Genomic DNA, 18,014 nt, shown 5'->3' with positions numbered 1-18,014 from the left:
ACTTTAAGGGGTGCAGTTCAATGAATAGGTCGGTCCTTTTTAATAATTTAACGGAGTGAGGGACAGTCCCTCACTCCGTTAAATAACTAAAGTGATTGTATTATTCATTTACCTCTACTAGAAAAAAGAACTAAATTATGTTAGATAAACTCTATAAGGAAAGGTATTTCGACAAATGATAAGGGGAAACTCGAATTTTGTCGAAAAGATTTTCTAATAAAACAAACAACTGATAAACCCTAAAAAACGATAAAAAAAAAGGGTAAGCCCACCTTCCAACGAAGGATGGCTTACCAACCTAAAACTTATCGCAAAACTTATTCTACATCATTCGACAAAATTTGTCGAATGTAATTTATGGTAAGTATGAAATACTTTAAAGTAGTGGGGGACAGTCCCCAGTTTCTATAAAGTATTAACGTGTTGAGGGACAGACCCGCGGTGCTTTAAAGCATCGCGGGTCTGTCCCCCAATCCTTTAAACTAGAAAAGGAGCCCTCTACAAGGCTCCTTTTCTTAACCATTAATTTGTAGTATAAGATTCGTTGGTATTCTCCATAGAAGTTGTTCCATCAATTAAGTTCAAGATGGTCTTTTAATAAGGTTTGAATACGTTCTTTTTCTTTATCAGGCACAATAAGATACCACACCGAGTTGATCATTTTCCCGCTTCCAGAGATTTGGTGGCGGTCGATATGTTTACCCGCTTCTCGGTAGTTTTTCTGAATCTCTACCATTTCTTCAAACGACATATTTGTTTTTACGTTTTTACTTATCGCGTTAAAAATATCTCCGTAGTTCCACAAGCTTGAAATGCTTGCGCCTTCTTTGATGACCCCTTGTATAATTTTTTGCTGACGGTCTTGACGGCCGAAGTCACCTCGTGGGTCTTCATAGCGCATGCGCGAAAACTTCAATGCTTCCTCGCCATTAAGAGTCAGTTCTCCTTTAGGAAAATGCACACCTTCATACGTAAACGCAAAATCATTCTGAACCGTCACACCATCAACCGCATCAACAATATCCTTAAACCCTTCCATATTCACTTGAATATAGTAATCAATCGGAATATCTAAAAAGTTTTCCACCGTCGCGATGGCCATATCGACACCACCAAACGCATACGCATGGTTAATTTTATCTTCAAACCCTTTTCCAACAATCAACGTACGCGTGTCACGGGGAATACTTAGCATTTGAATCGATGGCTCATTCGGATTCACCGTCAACACAATCATTGTATCCGAACGTCCTCTATCATTTTTTCGCTCATCCACCCCAAGCATCAACACCGAAAACGGTTCTTTTTTCTTCAACGAGAGTTCCTCTTCTCGTTTATCCGACTTTACGCGTTCCGTCGGTTCGTGAATGGTTTCAATCGTCTCATTTAACGTCTTAAACACAGAATATACATACGCTCCTCCAGCCAACAAAACAACTAGAAAGAACACCCCAATCCATTTCAACCAACGCTTTTTCTTTTTATTTCTATCACTTCGCAAGTGTTCTGCCATACTCATGTTCCTTTCTTCGTACACTCGAAAAAATTCAAACCCATTTTAATTGTAGATTAGCCGAAACTCCCCCATTTTGACAATGGTTATTGTTCCGCCGACAAGAAAATTTTAGCTAAATAGTCATACCATAACTCATGCCCCTGCTCGTTCGGAGCACTTTGATCCTCTAATAAATAATTCAGTATTTCCTCACTATTAGGATCCGGCCACACTTCCCAATGGTTTAAATATGTAAATCCTTCTTGTTCTGCAAACTTAGCCAATGCATCAACCTGAACAGGATAATAACGCGCTTGATAAATTGGGTGAGGTGGCTGTAAAATAACAACCGGCTTGTCCGTAAACTGTTCGAACACAAACAAAATATTTTCATGCGAATGTTCAATCACGACCAACCCATTGTCTTTCAGTGTCAACGGTTCCCACAATAACACATCAGGTTCAAACTCTACTACTTCTTCATAAGCTTTTTCTTGGACAAACTCCAATGAATGCATATCGTATGTAAAAACACCAACCTCGATCACCGAATTGCCAAACTGTGACACAAGCTCCTTCTGTAACCGTTCTGCCCAGCCATTCGCTCCACCAAGCGCCGGTGACCCAACGATTGCTAACCGAAGTGGAACCCCTTCCTTTAAGCGCATCTCTAACACCGTCCGCGCATTTTCCGGCCAATTCTGAGCAATCACGAACACGTCCTCTTTTGCTACAGCCTTATTCTCGACTTCCTGTACTTCTTTATCGACTGTAGACCCTTCCACATCACTTTCTGGCCTCGCTCCCACACTTGTACGTTTATCCCAATGAAGATTTCCAAAAATTAATACCAAAAAACAACCAATTGCTAGAACAGATGTCAGAATTGTCCGCAAACCAATTTCACCCCGTTTTACTAAATTCTGATGAAATCAATAGAAATTAAAACCAATTAAGAAAAACCTCTACAAAAATCCAAAATTTTATTGTTTAATAAATGATATGGAAAGTCGACATTCTTGTTGAAATTTTAACATTAATTAACAAGTTTTTCGATAAATGATGTTATAATTCTAATGATCTACTTTTTTACAAAAAATAGGAGGCTGTCATGGAAGAAACGATTAGCTTAAAAGAACTAATGGAAACGTTACGGAAACGTCTATCCTTAATCATCTCTATTACGCTTATTGCTGTTATGACAAGCGGAATTATTAGCTATTTTGTTTTAACACCAATCTATCAATCTTCGACACAACTTCTCGTGAACCAAGCGAAAAACGAAAATGCGTTATACAGCTACAACGAAATCCAAACAAACTTACAACTGATTAATACATACAGTGTCATTATCAAAAGCCCAGCCATTTTAGATAAAGTGATCGATGAACTAGACTTAGATATGACGACTTCCCAATTAAACGAAAAAATCTCTGTTACTTCTGAAAAGAACTCACAAGTCGTCAATGTTTCGGTACAAGACCCGAATCCGTATGTCGCTGCTGAAATAGCCAACACGGTTGCGCAAGTGTTTAAAAAAGAAATTACGCAACTTATGAACGTCGACAACGTGAGCATTTTAGCGGAAGCCACGGTTACTCCAAACCAATCACCAGTGAAGCCGAAACCGTTACTGAACATTGCAATTGCGATGGTTGTTGGCTTAATGACCGGTATCGGACTAGCCTTCTTATTAGAATACTTAGACAATACGATTAAAACAGAACAAGATATTGAAAAGCATTTAGAACTACCAGTACTCGGGGTTATTTCAATGATTGAAGACCAGCAAGCAGAAAAATCAGTTAGTCGTGCCGACCGAAAGGCAAAGTTAAGAGGTGAGACGATTGGCTCTTAAGAAAAAACGTCAATTAACCAATAATAAACGAAAGTTAATCACAAAGTACGACCCGAAATCTCCAATTTCCGAACAATATCGGACGATTCGAACAAACATTCAATTTGCATCGGTGGATCAAGAAATCCGTTCGATTTTGGTCACATCATCCGGACCAATGGAAGGAAAATCGACGACTGCCGCGAACTTAGCCGTCGTCTTCGCCCAGCAAGGAAAATCGGTGTTGTTAGTCGATGCCGATTTACGAAAACCAACCGTTCATTACACGTTTTCGCAAACGAACACGTTTGGATTAACGAACATTTTAACGAAACAACTGACGTTACGCGAAGCGGTGAACAATACAGACGAGAAGAACTTATTCGTGTTAACGAGTGGCCCAATTCCTCCAAACCCAGCCGAGCTGTTAAGTTCACGGATGATGGACCAATTTTTAGCAGAAGTATATGAGGAATTTGACCTCGTCATTTTTGACACACCACCTGTTCTTGCGGTAACGGATGCCCAAGTACTGGCAAACCATTGTGACGGAACGGTGCTAGTCGTATCTAGTGAAAAAACGGAAATCGAGCAAGCGCAAAAAGCAAAAGAGGCATTAGAAAAATCAAAAGCGAAGCTACTTGGGGTCGTTTTAAATAACAAAAAAGTGAAGCAATCAAGTTACTACTATTATTATGGAAAAAAATAAAAAATTTAGTAGAAAAGACCTATAAATTGCAATATACTGTTAGTTAAATGTAAGAAATAATTACTAAAGGAGGGGGTTCGATGATTGATATCCATTGTCATATCTTGCCGAATGTCGATGACGGGGCCGGACGTCTGGAGGACAGCTTAGAGATGGCCCGGGCAGCAGTAAACGAAGGAATCAACACAATTGTCGCGACCCCTCACCATCAAAACGGCCGATACAATAATCCAAAGAGCGTCGTAACAAAAGAGGTCGAAACCTTGAATGGTGAGCTTCAAAAAGCGGGAATTCCGTTAACCGTACTTCCTGGTCAAGAGGTTCGTGTATATGGGGAGTTAATCGAAGACTTACAAAACGGTGAAATTGTACCTGTTGGCCAATACATATTAGTCGAATTTCCGGCTAATCATATCCCTTCGTTTGCTGAACAACTGTTATTTGACATTCAAACGAAAGGGTATGTGCCAATCATTGTTCATCCAGAGCGCAATCAGGTGTTTATTGAACAACCGGATCGCTTATACAAATTGGTAATGAACGGTGCTTGCACACAAATCACTGCCTCAAGTGTTATTGGACGATTTGGGAAAAACATTCAGAAGTTTTGTAAACAACTCATTGAATCCAATTTAACACATCTCATTGCTTCGGATGCACATAACACAACCTCACGCGGATTTTACTTAAAAGATGCCTATAACTATATCGATCGCCAATTCGGAATGGATTATGTATACATGTTCCGTGAAAATGCCCAACAACTAATTGACGGAAATCACCTTCATAAAGAAATTCCCGAACGCATTAAACGGAAAAAATTCCTTGGACTCTTTTAAAAGGAATACATAAGTACATTTCGTTTGTAAAAAAGCCATCGGAAACAGTAGGTTCATAAAATAGTAGAATGGTCATTGTAGTAAAAAACAACGGTCATTCTATTCTTTTTCAAAAGGATTTAGGAAAAAAGTATGAGAACAATTCGGTAATGTCTCCTCACCGTTATCAATGGAGGCACTCGGCCATGCTGTGGGCGGGGACGATAACGGTCCGGCCGCCTTAGACGCTCGTCGTCGATGGTGTGGCGTGAGGGCGGGTTAGATGCCCACTCTATTATATCATTTCTATTAGCCAAAAAACCTGCGTAATTGTTAGTACCAATTCAAACGAATGAAAGAAATAGATAATTAATGAAAAAATGCAAGAATGTGGGTTTTCATTAGTTATCTATTGGAATTAATTGTAGAGGGGGACCAAAATTGAAAAAAGTAAGAAAAGCCATTATTCCAGCCGCCGGACTCGGGACACGATTTCTGCCAGCCACCAAAGCCATGCCGAAAGAAATGCTGCCGATTGTGGACAAGCCCACCATCCAATACATAGTAGAGGAAGCAATCGAATCCGGTATTGAAGATATTATTATCGTTACCGGTAAAGGAAAACGCGCCATCGAAGACCACTTCGACCATGCGTTCGAACTCGAGCAAAACTTAATCGAAAAAGGAAAATACGACTTACTTGAAAAAGTGAAAAAACCATCTTCTGTAGATATTCACTACATCCGCCAAAAAGAACCGAAAGGACTCGGACATGCTGTTTGGTGTGCGCGTAAATTCATCGGAGACGAGCCGTTTGCTGTTTTACTTGGTGATGACATCGTGCAAGCAGACACACCGTGCTTGCGTCAACTTATGGATGAATATGAAAAAACATTATCATCTGTCATTGGTGTACAAGCAGTTCCTGATACTCAAACCCACCGCTATGGTGTCATAGATCCGATCGAACAGCAAGGTCGACGCTACCAAGTGCGTCAATTCGTTGAAAAACCAGCACCAGGTACCGCACCATCTAACTTAGCAATTATGGGACGATACATACTTACACCAGAAATCTTTATGTTCCTCGAAAAACAAGAAAAAGGAGCTGGCGGGGAAATTCAATTGACAGATGCGATTCAAAAGCTAAACGAAATTCAACGCGTCTTTGCCTACGATTTCGAAGGAAAACGATACGATGTAGGCGAGAAGTTAGGGTTTATTCAGACTACGATTGAGTTTGCAATGCAGAATGAAGAATTAAGAACAGATTTAATTCAATTCATGGAACGGTTATTAAATGAAGCAAAGGTAGAAAAGTAGTAAAGGAGATGGAATATATTGGAAAAATCCGATATTCTGCGGGAGGCAATCGTTTCTAGTCAAGGACTAGAGCAAGCCTCTTTTCGGAGTTTAGAAGATTCCTCAAAAATATATGCATTTACCAAAAGATCAATCGATATTATAGGAGCAATAGTTGGTCTTATTTTAGCCAGTCCGTTATTTTTAATTATAAGTATCTTTTACTTATTTGGTGACTCAAAGGGACCTATTTTTTTTAAGCAAGTACGTGTGGGGAAAAACGGAAAAAAATTTCATATTCATAAATTCCGTTCGATGATTGTAAATGCTGAGGAAAAACTTAAAGCAGATAAAGAACTTTATCAAAAATATTTAAAGAATAATTATAAGCTCGAACCACATGAAGATCCACGCATTACAAACTTAGGCCGTATTTTACGAGTTACAAGTCTAGATGAAATTCCTCAATTAATTAACGTATTAAAAGGAGAAATGAGTTTAGTAGGGCCGAGACCAGTTGTTGTTGAGGAATTGAGAGAGTATGGTAATAGAATAAACGAATTTCTTTCTGTAAAACCTGGATTAACAGGATATTGGGCTATAAGTGGGAGAAGTAACGTAGATTATCCGGAAAGAGTGGATTTAGAGCTTTATTATGTGTATAATCAATCTCTACTTCTTGATGTTAAAATAATTTTAAAGACCATTTTAATTGTTTTACTTAAAAAAGGTGCATATTGAGATTATATTGATTAATAGTAAAATTCGGAGGTACAAGATATGTATGACTATCTTATAGTAGGTGCAGGTTTATTTGGTGCTGTTTTTGCTTATGAAGCAACAAAAAGAGGCAAGAAGTGTTTGGTGATCGATAAAAGAAGTCATATAGGCGGAAATGTGTATACTGAAAATGTTGAGGAGATAAATGTTCATAAATATGGTGCACATATTTTTCATACAAACGATAAAAAAATTTGGGATTATGTAAATCAGTTTGCAGAATTTAATAGATTTACTAACGCTCCAATAGCTAATTACAAAGGAGAAATTTATAATCTACCTTTTAATATGAATACATTTAATAAATTATGGGGAGTAATTACACCACAAGAAGCCAAGCAGAAAATAGAAGAACAAAAACGAGCTGCAGGAATTACTGAACCTAAAAATTTAGAGGAACAAGCTATTTCACTTGTAGGTATAGATTTATACGAAAAATTAATAAAAGGCTATACTGAAAAGCAATGGGGTAGACCGGCCACTGAATTACCAAAGTTTATTATTAAAAGATTACCCGTTAGGTTTACTTATGATAACAATTATTTTAATGACAAATATCAAGGTATACCAATCGGTGGTTATACAGCTATTATTGAAAAAATGCTTGAGAAGTGTGATATTAGACTAAATACAGACTTTTTCCAAAACAGAGAGGAATTAGAAAAAGAGGCTAAAAAGATTGTATTCACTGGAATGATAGATGAATTTTATAATTACAGATTTGGTGTTTTAGAGTATCGCAGTCTCATATTTGAAAATGAGATTTTAGATGTAGATAACTATCAAGGAAATGCGGTTGTAAATTATACTGATAGAGAAACACCATATACGAGAATAATTGAACATAAACATTTTGAATTTGGAACACAAGAGAAAACAGTGATTACGAAAGAGTATCCGAAAGAGTGGAAAAAGGGAGATGAACCTTATTATCCAATAAATAATGAAAGAAATAATGAATTATATAAAAAATATAAAGAACTTGCTGATCAAGAAAAGAATGTTATTTTTGGCGGACGATTAGCTACCTATAAGTATTATGATATGCATCAAGTTATTGCATCAGCACTAAAAAAAGTGGAAGAGGAACTTGGACAATGAAAGATTTAGCCATTCTTGTAGCTACTCATAAAAAATATCAGATGCCGAAAGATGATATATATTTACCTATACATGTTGGTAGACAGGGTAAAGAAGATTTAGGGTATCAGGGAGATAATACAGGAGATAATATATCCATTAAGAACCCGAACTATTGTGAACTTACTGGGTTATATTGGGCTTGGAAAAATTTAAACTGTGAATATATAGGTTTATGTCACTACAGAAGGTATTTTACGAATAAAAGGTTGATTCAACGCTTTTTGCATAGGCATAATAAGTTTGAACTAATATTAACGGAATCAGAAATAAGGAAATTATTGAAAGAATACGATGTTATTTTGCCAACAAAAAGAAATTACTATATAGAAACTGTTTGGTCACACTATAAGAATGCTCATCACATCAAGGATTTAGAGGAAACTAAAAAAATAATTGAAGAGAAATATCCTGAATATCTAGATAGCTTTGAAAAAGTGATGAGCGGTACAAAATTACATCTTTATAATATGTTTATTATGAAAAAAGAACTATTTGATGAATATTGTCAATGGCTATTTGATTTACTATTTGAACTTGAAAAGAGAGTAGATATTATTAATTATAATAATTATCAGAAGCGTATTTTTGGTTTTATATCAGAAAGGTTATTTAATGTATGGGTTCAATATAAAGGAATAAAAGGTAAATATTTAACAGTAGTTAATTTAGATAAGATTAATTGGTTCAAAAAAATCAGTGAATTTATGTCAAGGAAAATTACTGGAGGGAAGAAAACAGTATAGTGTTAACGTATTTATTACTATTATATGGCGTTTTATCAAGATCTATAATTTCAAAGAGTTTAATATTTTATGTTGTAGAGATATTTTTTATATTAGGAATACCTGTGTATTTTCTGTTAAAATATGGTTTGAAAAAATCTTTATATAATACAAAATTTGAAAGAATAGAGTTATTTTTTCTTTTATCAATAATTACTTATTTTATTAATATAATACTTTTTTATGATAATAAGATATTAAACATAATATTTATCTTACCAACAATTATGGGTTTTATATTGTATTACTATAATAAAACTAGAGATAACATTCTTTTCACAATAAAAATTCAAAATGGTTTGCTAACCGCAAGTAAAGTGATAATTTTAAGTATCATTGCATTTGAGATACTTAACAGGATATTCCAATTATATCCAATAAAGTTACCAAAATTTATGGCATCATATTTTTTACATCCTAACGATTTAGGTTTAACAATCAGCGTATTAACAATTATTATTTTTATAACAAAAAGAAAAGGCTCAAAGATTGATTTATTATTTATTTTAATAGGAATTATTATTTTGTATCTAACTAAAAGTAGAACGTATTTGGTTGCATTATCTTTTTATTTTATTGCTTATGCTTTTTTAAGAAATAAACTACTAACCACTTTTGTAGTGATATTTATAACTACGACTCTGTTAATTCCTGTTGTTCAAGACTTTATATTGGAAAACAATATTATTACTAATAAATATGAGAATAAGACTGGACAAAACAGCTTGCTTTTAACAGGAAGAGAATATATTTGGTCAGGTGCTATTAAGGTAATTAAAGAAAATCTATTAGTAGGTATCGGTTCGCAAAATATACCAGATAAAGTTACACCACTAATTCCAGATTATTTATATTTAAAGGAGAATAATGCAATAGCTAAAGCCTCATTACACAATGTATATCTAGATATTCTTTTATCTATGGGGATATTGGGGTTTGTTTTCACTTTTATATTCTTTGGTTATAGAATAATAAAAGCAACTATATATGTATTAAAAAATAAAAATGACTTATTTTATAAAAAGTTGTATTGTTATATAATATACGTTTTTGGAGCTGCATTCGTTTACAGTGATTTATATTTTACAAGAAATATTTTACAGGTGTTTTTTTGGCTTATTTTAAGTGTAATGACAGTAATGGAAAGGAAAGAATTAGATGTTTAACCAATATTTAAAATCTAAATTAAAAATAATATCAAAAAAATTCGATGAATTCATAAATATGTTCAGATTAATTAAAGATAATGAGGTAATTTTAATCTTTCAAATGGCGAAAGTTGGTTCTTCATCTATATATCATCCCTTAAAAAAAATTACAAAAAAACCACTATTTCATTTACATGCGTTCGATGTTGATAAAGAAGTCCATGTAAGAGGATTAAGAAGGGTATATCAAATATTTAAGGCGAAATTACTGTTAAAACTCATAAAAAATAAAAAAGTTAAGATTGTAACTTTAACAAGAGATCCAGTGGCAAGAAATTTATCAAACTACTTTTATGCTCTAGATATGTTTATTCCTTATACAAAAATTACTGATGATGTTGAAAAGTTAAAGCATGTATTTCTTGAAAAACATCCACATGACAGACCATTAAGATGGTTTGATGATGAATTATATAAATTTTTTGGTATAAATGTATATGATTACGAGTTTCCTAAAGATAAAGGATTTTTAGTAATCGAGAAGGATAATGTTTCTGTCATGGTCATAAGAATGGAAAATTTAAACTATCTTTCTAAAGAAATAGGACAGTTCTTAGGTTATCCAGAATTTAAAGTTGAGAGAAAGAATAAAGGCAGTGACAATTGGTATTCACAGTTATACAAAAAATTTAAAGCTAATACTACACTGCCAAAATCCTATATTGAGGAAATGTATAATTCGAAATATACTAAGTTCTTTTATACTGAAGATGAAATTGAAGCTTTTAAGAGAAAGTGGAATGCTTAATGAGCAGTATATATAACCGAAGTATAAAGGTTCTAATAATTCATGTTTTTTCGTTAGCCTTTGGTTTTATTAGTCAAATTTTGATTGCTCGGTTAGCTGGTGCAGAAGTTTATGGAAATATTAATTATTATTTGGGGATTATAAACCTTATTGTTTGGATATTTAATTTTGGTATTGCGTTTAAAATTAATAGTAAAAACTACCATATTTTCTTTTTTACTATTAATATTTTATATTTTATTTCTGTACCAATTATTTTTATTATTTTATTTGCATTAAATATTAATTTAATACTAGTATTTCTTATAATTGTTACATCTTACTTCTGGTTAATTTCTTTTCTATTAAATGGATATTATATTAATATTAAAAATCAGCACAAGTCAAAATTACATTTTGAGGTTGTTAGAACTGCTATCCATTTAATTCTTTTTATTATTTTTATGTGGCTTGAAATTCCGGGTATAGAGTCATTTATATATTCATTACTTATTAGTTATCTATATAGTACGATAATATTATTTGTGAAACCAAAGCAGTTTAATGTTAATCTCCAGTTAGTTATAAAAAATAATTTGCTATTGTACTTTGCTTTATTAGCTGAATTAGGATCACTTCAAGTTATAAAAGTAGTTTCTGCACACATAATAGACGCAAAATATCTTGGTGCTTTATCTGTTGCAATTTTATTTCGGTTTGTTCTGGTTGGTTTTATCCAACCCATATCGGTTATGCTTACTCCTGATATAACTGAGTGTGTTAATAATAGAATTAAATCTGCTAGAATTCTAGATACAGTATCTCTTATTAATATATTATTAATCTCTCCACTTTTTTTATTCTTAGTTACAAATGCTTCTTTAATCAAAACAGTGTTAGGGGAATCTTACAATTCTTTTGAATCTATTTTTATTATATATCTAATAGGCGCTTTCATCGAATCTTTAACTTTAATTCACCAACGTTATATGTTAATAGCAAATAAAGTGGTTAGTGAAATTATTGCTAACATTTTGTTCACAATAGTTACTATTGTTGGTGCATATATTTTGAAAGATTATTCATATGGTATAGCAATCAGTATATCTTTAGGCTATATTGTGAAAGCTTTTATAAGAATTATTGTAATAAAGATTGATTTAAAACTTTCTATAAAAATAAAGCTTTTTCATTTTCCTTTAGCTTTCTCGCACATATTGGTTGCTTGGTTAATGTATCAGATAGAAATGGAAAATTTAAATATGATTTCAACTATTGCTTTATGTGCATTAAACATTTTAGTTTTATATATTATTGACTTTATTTTTATTACTAAGTTTAAGTTAATAGAAGTTGAAAACATTATTAAACGAAATAGTGTTTCAAAGATAATGGGGAAGTTTAATTATAAAGTAAGGTAGTGCATTTGAATTCATATTCAATAATGTAGCTGATTTTTAATATTATTGAGGTTAATTAATGAAAAAGTCTTACATTTAGAAGAAATGATTGTGAATAGTTTTTATTAAGGAGGAAATCACATTGACTACAATGACAATTGAGAAAACATATTCAATGGCCCCACACGGTGGAGTACTTATTAATCGCGAAGTGAAAGGAAAAGAAAGAGAAAAACTTTTGGCTAAAGCAGATAAAATGAAATCTCTAACCATTTCTGCTTGGAGCATTTCCGACCTTGAACTTATCGGTATCGGTGGCTTCAGCCCTCTTACTGGATTCATGGGGCAAGAAGATTATCTTCGTGTTGTTAACGAAATGCGCCTTGCGAATGGGTTAGTTTGGAGTATTCCAATCACGTTACCAGTAACAAAAGAAGAGGCTGATCAATTCGAGATTGGAGAAGAAATTGCTCTTAAAGGTGAAGATGGCATTATTTACGGAACTCTTCAGTTAGAAGAAAAGTATACATACGATAAAGAATTAGAAGCAAAAATGGTATATGGCACAACAGATGAAGCACATCCAGGTGTGAAGAAAGTGTATGAAAAAGGCGAAGTATATTTAGCAGGACCAATTACGTTATTAAATCGCCCAGCTCATGACCAGTTTAAAGAATTCTACAAAGATCCTAGTGAAACTCGTGCGATGTTTGCCGAGCTTGGGTGGAAAACAGTTGTTGGGTTCCAAACACGTAACCCAGTGCATCGCGCGCATGAGTATATTCAAAAAAGTGCATTAGAAATTGTTGACGGCTTACTTCTAAATCCACTTGTTGGTGAAACAAAGTCTGATGATATTCCAGCACACATTCGTATGGAAAGCTATCAAGTGTTACTTGACAATTATTATCCGAAAGATCGCGTGCGTCTTGTAATTTACCCTGCAGCGATGCGCTATGCTGGTCCACGTGAAGCGATTCTTCATGCGTTAGTTCGTAAAAACTATGGCTGCACACACTTTATTGTAGGCCGCGACCATGCAGGTGTTGGTGATTATTATGGAACGTATGATGCACAAAAAATCTTCGATAACTTTACCAAAGAAGAGATTGGTATTGAAATTTTAAAATTTGAGCACAGCTTCTATTGTACAAAGTGCGGCAATATGGGAACGACAAAAACATGCCCACATGATAAAGAACATCATGTACATTTAAGTGGTACGAAAGTACGTGAAATGTTACGTAACGGCATTAAACCACCAGCAGAGTTTTCTCGTCCTGAAGTAGCGGAAGTGCTTATTCGAGGAATGAGAGAAAATAATTAAAGGACGGGAACTCATGTGACCTTAGAAATTGGGTTTGTCTTATTTATGGTTGCTTTAATGTTCGGCGGGCTTATGTTGGAAGTAGCCCGCCCTGATATGATTGTGTTTGTTGTGTTAACTGTTTTTTTATTGACGGGTATATTAACGCCGGAAGAAGCATTAAAAGGCTTTTCGAATCAAGGGATGTTAACGATCGCGCTATTATTTATCATTGCTGGGGCGATACAAAAAAGTGGCATTATTGATCGAGCACTTGCGACTATCCTTAAAAATAGTCGAAGTATTCCTGGGACGATGGTTCGTGTGTTTGTACCTGTTTCAGGTTTCTCTGCTTTTTTGAATAATACGCCAATAGTCGTGGCGTTAACACCTATTTTGCGAAAGTGGTGCGAAGAGAAAAAAATCTCTCCATCCAAATTGTTAATCCCTCTCTCCTATGTCACGATTTTAGGCGGTACGATCACGCTCATGGGTACATCCACTAATTTAGTCGTACACGGCCTCCTATTAGAAAGTGGGATGGAGGGATTTTCTTTATTTCAATTAGCCGTTGTTGGCTTACCAATTACTATCATTGGTCTTCTATATTTAATGACTATTGGTTACCGCTTATTACCAAATCGTAAAGGAGTCCAAGAGACCGTTCAAGAACATACGCGAGAATATTTAGCAGAAATGGTCGTAACCAAAGAATTTCCGTTTGTCAATCAATCCGTTGAACAAGCAGGATTACGCCAATTGAAAGGTCTCTATCTCATTGAAATTATACGTCCAAACGAAAAAATTTCGCCTGTGAAATCGTCAACAAAAATTAAAGTCGGAGATCGTTTAATTTTTACCGGCTTAATTTCTACTATTGCCGAATTACAGAAGATAAAAGGACTATCCTTACAAACTGGTACCGATTTATCGCTCGACTCTTTAAAAAACGGAAACTCTCAATTAGTAGAGGTAGTTGTGTCCCACCAATCATCGTTATTATATAAGTCCATTAAACAATCGAAATTCCGGAGCAAATATGATGCCGGCGTTATAGCAGTCCATCGAAACCATGAACGGATTCATAGTAAAATCGGGGATATTGTATTAAAACCAGGGGACACGTTGCTCCTATTATGTGGAGCGGATTTTGTAAACAAATATAAGCAATCAAACGACTTTTATGTGGTAACACCTATTGATGCGCCAGCTGCTTTACAAGAAGATACAAAAAAAGGATGGATTGCCATCGGCACATTATTACTTATGATTTTATTCGTAACCTTTGGTTGGTTATCGATGTTTAAAGCAATGAGCTTGGCGGTGGTGATCTTATTACTTACGAGAGTAATTACACCAGAAGAAGCTAAGCAGTCAATTCAGTTTAATGTATTACTACTCATTGCGAGCTCTTTTGGAATTGGAACAGCTCTTGTAAAAACAGGTGCAGCTGAGTGGATCGCACATTCCATTATTCAACTTGCAACACCTCTTGGAATTGTTGCTCTGTTATTTTTTATCTATTTATTAACAAATATTTTTACCGAACTAATCACGAATAGTGCTGCGGCTGTGATGATGTTTCCTATTGGGATGGAAGTAGCCAACCAAATTGGGATGGATCCAATAGGAATTGCTGTTCTTATTGCAATTGCGGCATCAGGGAGCTTTATAACACCGATCGGATACCAAACAAACTTAATTGTATACGGACCTGGTGGTTATCGTTTTACCGATTATGTAAAAGTAGGAGCACCGTTAAGTATCATTGTGATGTGTATCACCGTTTCGATCGTATATGGTGTATGGATAAATTAGAAAGGAGCTTAAATGATGACAAAAGCAACAAACATTGTCTGGCATAATTCAAAAGTCAAAAAAGAAGACCGTCAAAAATTAAATGGACATAAAAGTGTCGTTCTTTGGTTTACAGGGTTATCCGGTGCAGGAAAGTCGACGTTATCTGTTGAAGTCGAGAAAGAACTACATCAAATGGGAATTCGTACATATATTTTAGACGGAGATAACATTCGTCATGGCCTAAATAAAAATCTTGGCTTTAGTGCCGAAGATCGGAAAGAAAACATTCGCCGTATTGGGGAAGTATCCAAATTAATGGTCGATGCGGGAATTGTAACGTTAACGGCCTTTATTTCTCCGTATCGTGAAGACCGTGACATGGTTCGTCAGCTTCTTGGAGAAAATGAGTTTGTTGAAATTTATGTAAAGTGTAGTTTAGAAGAATGTGAAAAACGTGATCCAAAAGACTTGTACAAAAAAGCTCGTGCTGGTGAGATCAAAGGATTCACTGGAATCGACGATCCTTACGAAGAACCGGAAAATCCAGAATTAATTGTTGAAACAGATAAGCAAACATTAGAAGAATCTGTTCAACAAGTCTTGTCATATTTAAAAGAGAATGGATATATCAAGTAATCAATAGAGTTCACTCTGATGAGTGAACTCTTATTTTATTTAAGAGAGGTAATTATTATGGTAGAAAACATTCAATTACATCAATTGTTGCAAATAGCTGTACAAGCAGGGAAAGAAATATTAACCATTTATGAAAAAGATTTTGAGGTCGAATGGAAAGAAGATCAGTCCCCATTAACTATAGCAGACAAAAAATCACATGAAACCATTTCTAAAGGCTTAGCAACGTTCTATCCAGAAATTCCGATATTAAGTGAAGAAGGAGGAAAATCGATTCCTTACGAAACTCGTAAAGAGTGGAATTATTTGTGGCTTGTAGATCCATTAGATGGAACGAAAGAATTTATTAAGAAAAACGGAGAATTCACAGTAAATATTGCGTTAATTGAAGAAGGTCTCCCTGTCATTGGAGTTATTTACGCACCAGTTTTAGATATTGCTTATTTTGCCAAGAAAGGTGTCGGTTCTTTTAAACTTGAACAGGTAAGCACTTTCTCACTAACTAATAATGACGAATTAATCAACAAATCCGTTAAACTGCCACTCGATATCGAAAAAGATAAGGTATATGTAGTTGCTAGCCGTTCACACTTATCGCCAGAGACGGAAGAATATATTAACCAAATCAAAGAACTACATGGTGATATAGATATTACTTCAGCAGGTAGTTCTTTAAAGCTTTGTTTAGTAGCAGAAGGTAAAGCAGATGTTTACCCAAGATTTGCGCCAACTATGGAGTGGGATACCGCAGCAGGGCAAGCTATTGTAGAACAAGCAGGTGGGACTGTAATGACACCAGAAGGAAAAGAGTTTACATATAACAAAGAGGATTTAATAAATTCCTGGTTTATTGTAAAGAATGTCCAATTTATATAAATAACTATAAAATTATATTTTAGATTTTAGGGAGAGAATAATATGATTCTAGTTGTTGGCGGAGCTGGCTACATCGGAAGCCACCTCGTCAAAGAGTTAGTTGAGAGCAAAGAAGTCATAGTATTAGACAATCTTTCTACTGGCCATCGCCATTTAGTCGATGATCGAGCAATTTTTGTAGAAGGTGATTTAGGGAATTGCGATGATTTGGAAGCCGTCTTTAAAAAATACCCAATTGAAGCGGTTATGCATTTTGCGGCTAACAGCCTAGTCGGAGAATCGGTAACAAATCCAATGAAGTATTATCAAAATAATGTCGCTGCCACGTTAACCTTGCTTGAAACGATGTTAAAGTATAACGTAAAAAACTTTATTTTCTCCTCTACTGCAGCGACATACGGGATTCCAAATGTCGAGTTAATTACCGAGGATTGCCCAACGAATCCAATCAATCCATACGGCCGATCCAAATTAATGATTGAGCAAATATTAGCGGACTTTGCTTCTGCGTATGGTCTTAACTATGTCGTCCTTCGCTACTTTAATGCGGCTGGGGCGCATGAGTCAGCGGAGATTGGCGAAGACCATAACCCAGAAACTCATTTAATTCCGATTGTCTTACAGCACTTGTTAGGTCAGCGCGAAAAAATCTCTGTCTTCGGTACGGACTATGACACTCCTGACGGTACCTGCATCCGTGACTATATCCATGTGACTGACTTAGCCAAAGCACATATGTTAGCGCTGGAAGCATTATTGACTGACAAAAAGAAAACCGCGGTTTACAACCTTGGCAACGGCTTAGGCTACTCCGTCAAAGAAGTGATCGAAACATGCGAAAAAGTCACTGGCCGAAAAGCGGTGATTGAATATACCGACCGTCGCCCAGGAGATCCGGCTCGTCTGGTTGCTTCCTCACAAAAAATTTATGAAGAACTCGGCTGGAAAGCAGAATATTCCCTTGAAGACATTATCGCCAGTGCGTGGAAGTGGCATAGTCGGAATGTAAAGGTAATGATTTAGAAAGCCCCCTGCTGACTGAAGTGACCCCTGTCAAGTAGACAGGAATAAAAAAGCACACTTAAGCAGCCTGAGTCCTATACTCATAAGGACTCAGGTTATTTAATTTCTTTTGGAAACGTTGGTGGTTATAAAAACGAATGTATTTGTGTATGGCATCCTTGACCTCTTTGGC

At 35.1% G+C, this 18,014-nt stretch carries 18 protein-coding genes; 15 read left to right on the top strand and 3 right to left on the bottom strand.

The window, feature by feature from the left end:
* Positions 1–571 precede the first annotated feature (571 nt).
* Together tagU and ABES52_RS16080 are read right to left on the bottom strand one after the other, a co-directional pair.
* On the bottom strand, positions 572–1,513 hold the full coding sequence (tagU, locus tag ABES52_RS16085; RefSeq protein WP_429652320.1) for a polyisoprenyl-teichoic acid--peptidoglycan teichoic acid transferase TagU: 942 nt from the start codon (positions 1,511–1,513) through the stop codon (positions 572–574).
* 86 nt (positions 1,514–1,599) lie between these two features.
* On the bottom strand, positions 1,600–2,391 hold the full coding sequence (locus ABES52_RS16080) for an SGNH/GDSL hydrolase family protein (protein WP_429652318.1): 792 nt from the start codon (positions 2,389–2,391) through the stop codon (positions 1,600–1,602).
* Between the two features lie 215 nt (positions 2,392–2,606).
* On the opposite strand from ABES52_RS16080, the gene ABES52_RS16075 reads away from it, so the two are divergent.
* From ABES52_RS16075 to galE, 15 genes are all read left to right on the top strand, one after another.
* A complete protein-coding gene (locus tag ABES52_RS16075) occupies positions 2,607–3,353 on the top strand; it encodes a YveK family protein (RefSeq protein ID WP_429652316.1) in 747 nt (248 codons plus the stop codon).
* The gene (locus ABES52_RS16070) at positions 3,343–4,041 is read left to right on the top strand and encodes a CpsD/CapB family tyrosine-protein kinase (protein WP_429652314.1); all 699 of its coding nucleotides are present in this window, start codon (positions 3,343–3,345) and stop codon (positions 4,039–4,041) included. The genes ABES52_RS16075 and ABES52_RS16070 overlap by 11 nt, the downstream gene beginning before the upstream one ends.
* A gap of 80 nt (positions 4,042–4,121) precedes the next feature.
* Positions 4,122–4,880, top strand: coding sequence for a tyrosine-protein phosphatase (locus ABES52_RS16065; protein WP_429652312.1), 759 nt, complete (start codon positions 4,122–4,124; stop codon positions 4,878–4,880).
* Between the two features lie 420 nt (positions 4,881–5,300).
* Positions 5,301–6,182, top strand: coding sequence for a UTP--glucose-1-phosphate uridylyltransferase GalU (gene galU / locus ABES52_RS16060; RefSeq protein WP_429652310.1), 882 nt, complete (start codon positions 5,301–5,303; stop codon positions 6,180–6,182).
* A gap of 48 nt (positions 6,183–6,230) precedes the next feature.
* Positions 6,231–6,902, top strand: a complete 672-nt coding sequence (locus ABES52_RS16055) for a sugar transferase (protein ID WP_429652325.1) — start codon at positions 6,231–6,233, stop codon at positions 6,900–6,902.
* A gap of 39 nt (positions 6,903–6,941) precedes the next feature.
* Positions 6,942–8,042 (top strand): UDP-galactopyranose mutase, encoded by a 1,101-nt coding sequence (gene glf, locus ABES52_RS16050; protein ID WP_429652308.1) that lies wholly within the window; start codon positions 6,942–6,944, stop codon positions 8,040–8,042.
* Entirely contained in the window at positions 8,039–8,827 is a 789-nt protein-coding gene (locus ABES52_RS16045; protein ID WP_429652306.1) for a DUF4422 domain-containing protein, read from the top strand. Before glf ends, ABES52_RS16045 begins: the two co-directional genes overlap by 4 nt.
* Positions 8,827–10,032: an O-antigen ligase family protein gene (locus tag ABES52_RS16040; RefSeq protein WP_429652305.1), complete on the top strand. Its 1,206-nt coding sequence runs from the start codon at positions 8,827–8,829 to the stop codon at positions 10,030–10,032. Before ABES52_RS16045 ends, ABES52_RS16040 begins: the two co-directional genes overlap by 1 nt.
* On the top strand, positions 10,025–10,822 hold the full coding sequence (locus tag ABES52_RS16035; protein ID WP_429652303.1) for a putative capsular polysaccharide synthesis family protein: 798 nt from the start codon (positions 10,025–10,027) through the stop codon (positions 10,820–10,822). Before ABES52_RS16040 ends, ABES52_RS16035 begins: the two co-directional genes overlap by 8 nt.
* Complete coding sequence (locus ABES52_RS16030) at positions 10,822–12,222, top strand: lipopolysaccharide biosynthesis protein (protein WP_429652301.1); 1,401 nt, start codon at positions 10,822–10,824, stop codon at positions 12,220–12,222. The genes ABES52_RS16035 and ABES52_RS16030 overlap by 1 nt, the downstream gene beginning before the upstream one ends.
* 130 nt (positions 12,223–12,352) lie before the next feature.
* On the top strand, positions 12,353–13,528 hold the full coding sequence (gene sat, locus ABES52_RS16025) for a sulfate adenylyltransferase (protein WP_429652324.1): 1,176 nt from the start codon (positions 12,353–12,355) through the stop codon (positions 13,526–13,528).
* A gap of 15 nt (positions 13,529–13,543) precedes the next feature.
* Positions 13,544–15,325, top strand: a complete 1,782-nt coding sequence (locus tag ABES52_RS16020) for an SLC13 family permease (RefSeq protein WP_429652300.1) — start codon at positions 13,544–13,546, stop codon at positions 15,323–15,325.
* 15 nt (positions 15,326–15,340) lie between these two features.
* Entirely contained in the window at positions 15,341–15,943 is a 603-nt protein-coding gene (gene cysC, locus ABES52_RS16015; RefSeq protein WP_429652299.1) for an adenylyl-sulfate kinase, read from the top strand.
* A gap of 57 nt (positions 15,944–16,000) precedes the next feature.
* Entirely contained in the window at positions 16,001–16,819 is an 819-nt protein-coding gene (gene cysQ / locus ABES52_RS16010) for a 3'(2'),5'-bisphosphate nucleotidase CysQ (RefSeq protein WP_429652298.1), read from the top strand.
* 42 nt (positions 16,820–16,861) lie between these two features.
* Entirely contained in the window at positions 16,862–17,842 is a 981-nt protein-coding gene (gene galE, locus ABES52_RS16005) for a UDP-glucose 4-epimerase GalE (protein WP_429652296.1), read from the top strand.
* A 58-nt stretch (positions 17,843–17,900) separates the two neighbouring features.
* On the opposite strand, the gene ABES52_RS16000 is transcribed toward galE, so the two are convergent.
* The coding region (locus tag ABES52_RS16000) for an IS3 family transposase (RefSeq protein WP_429652322.1) at positions 17,901–18,014 on the bottom strand (114 nt) is incomplete at its 5' end.

Origin of the sequence: Aeribacillus pallidus (assembly GCF_050478865.1) — a bacterium.
GTDB lineage: Bacteria > Bacillota > Bacilli > Bacillales > JACDOC01 > JACDOC01.
This window is presented reverse-complemented; position numbering and strand designations above follow the sequence as displayed.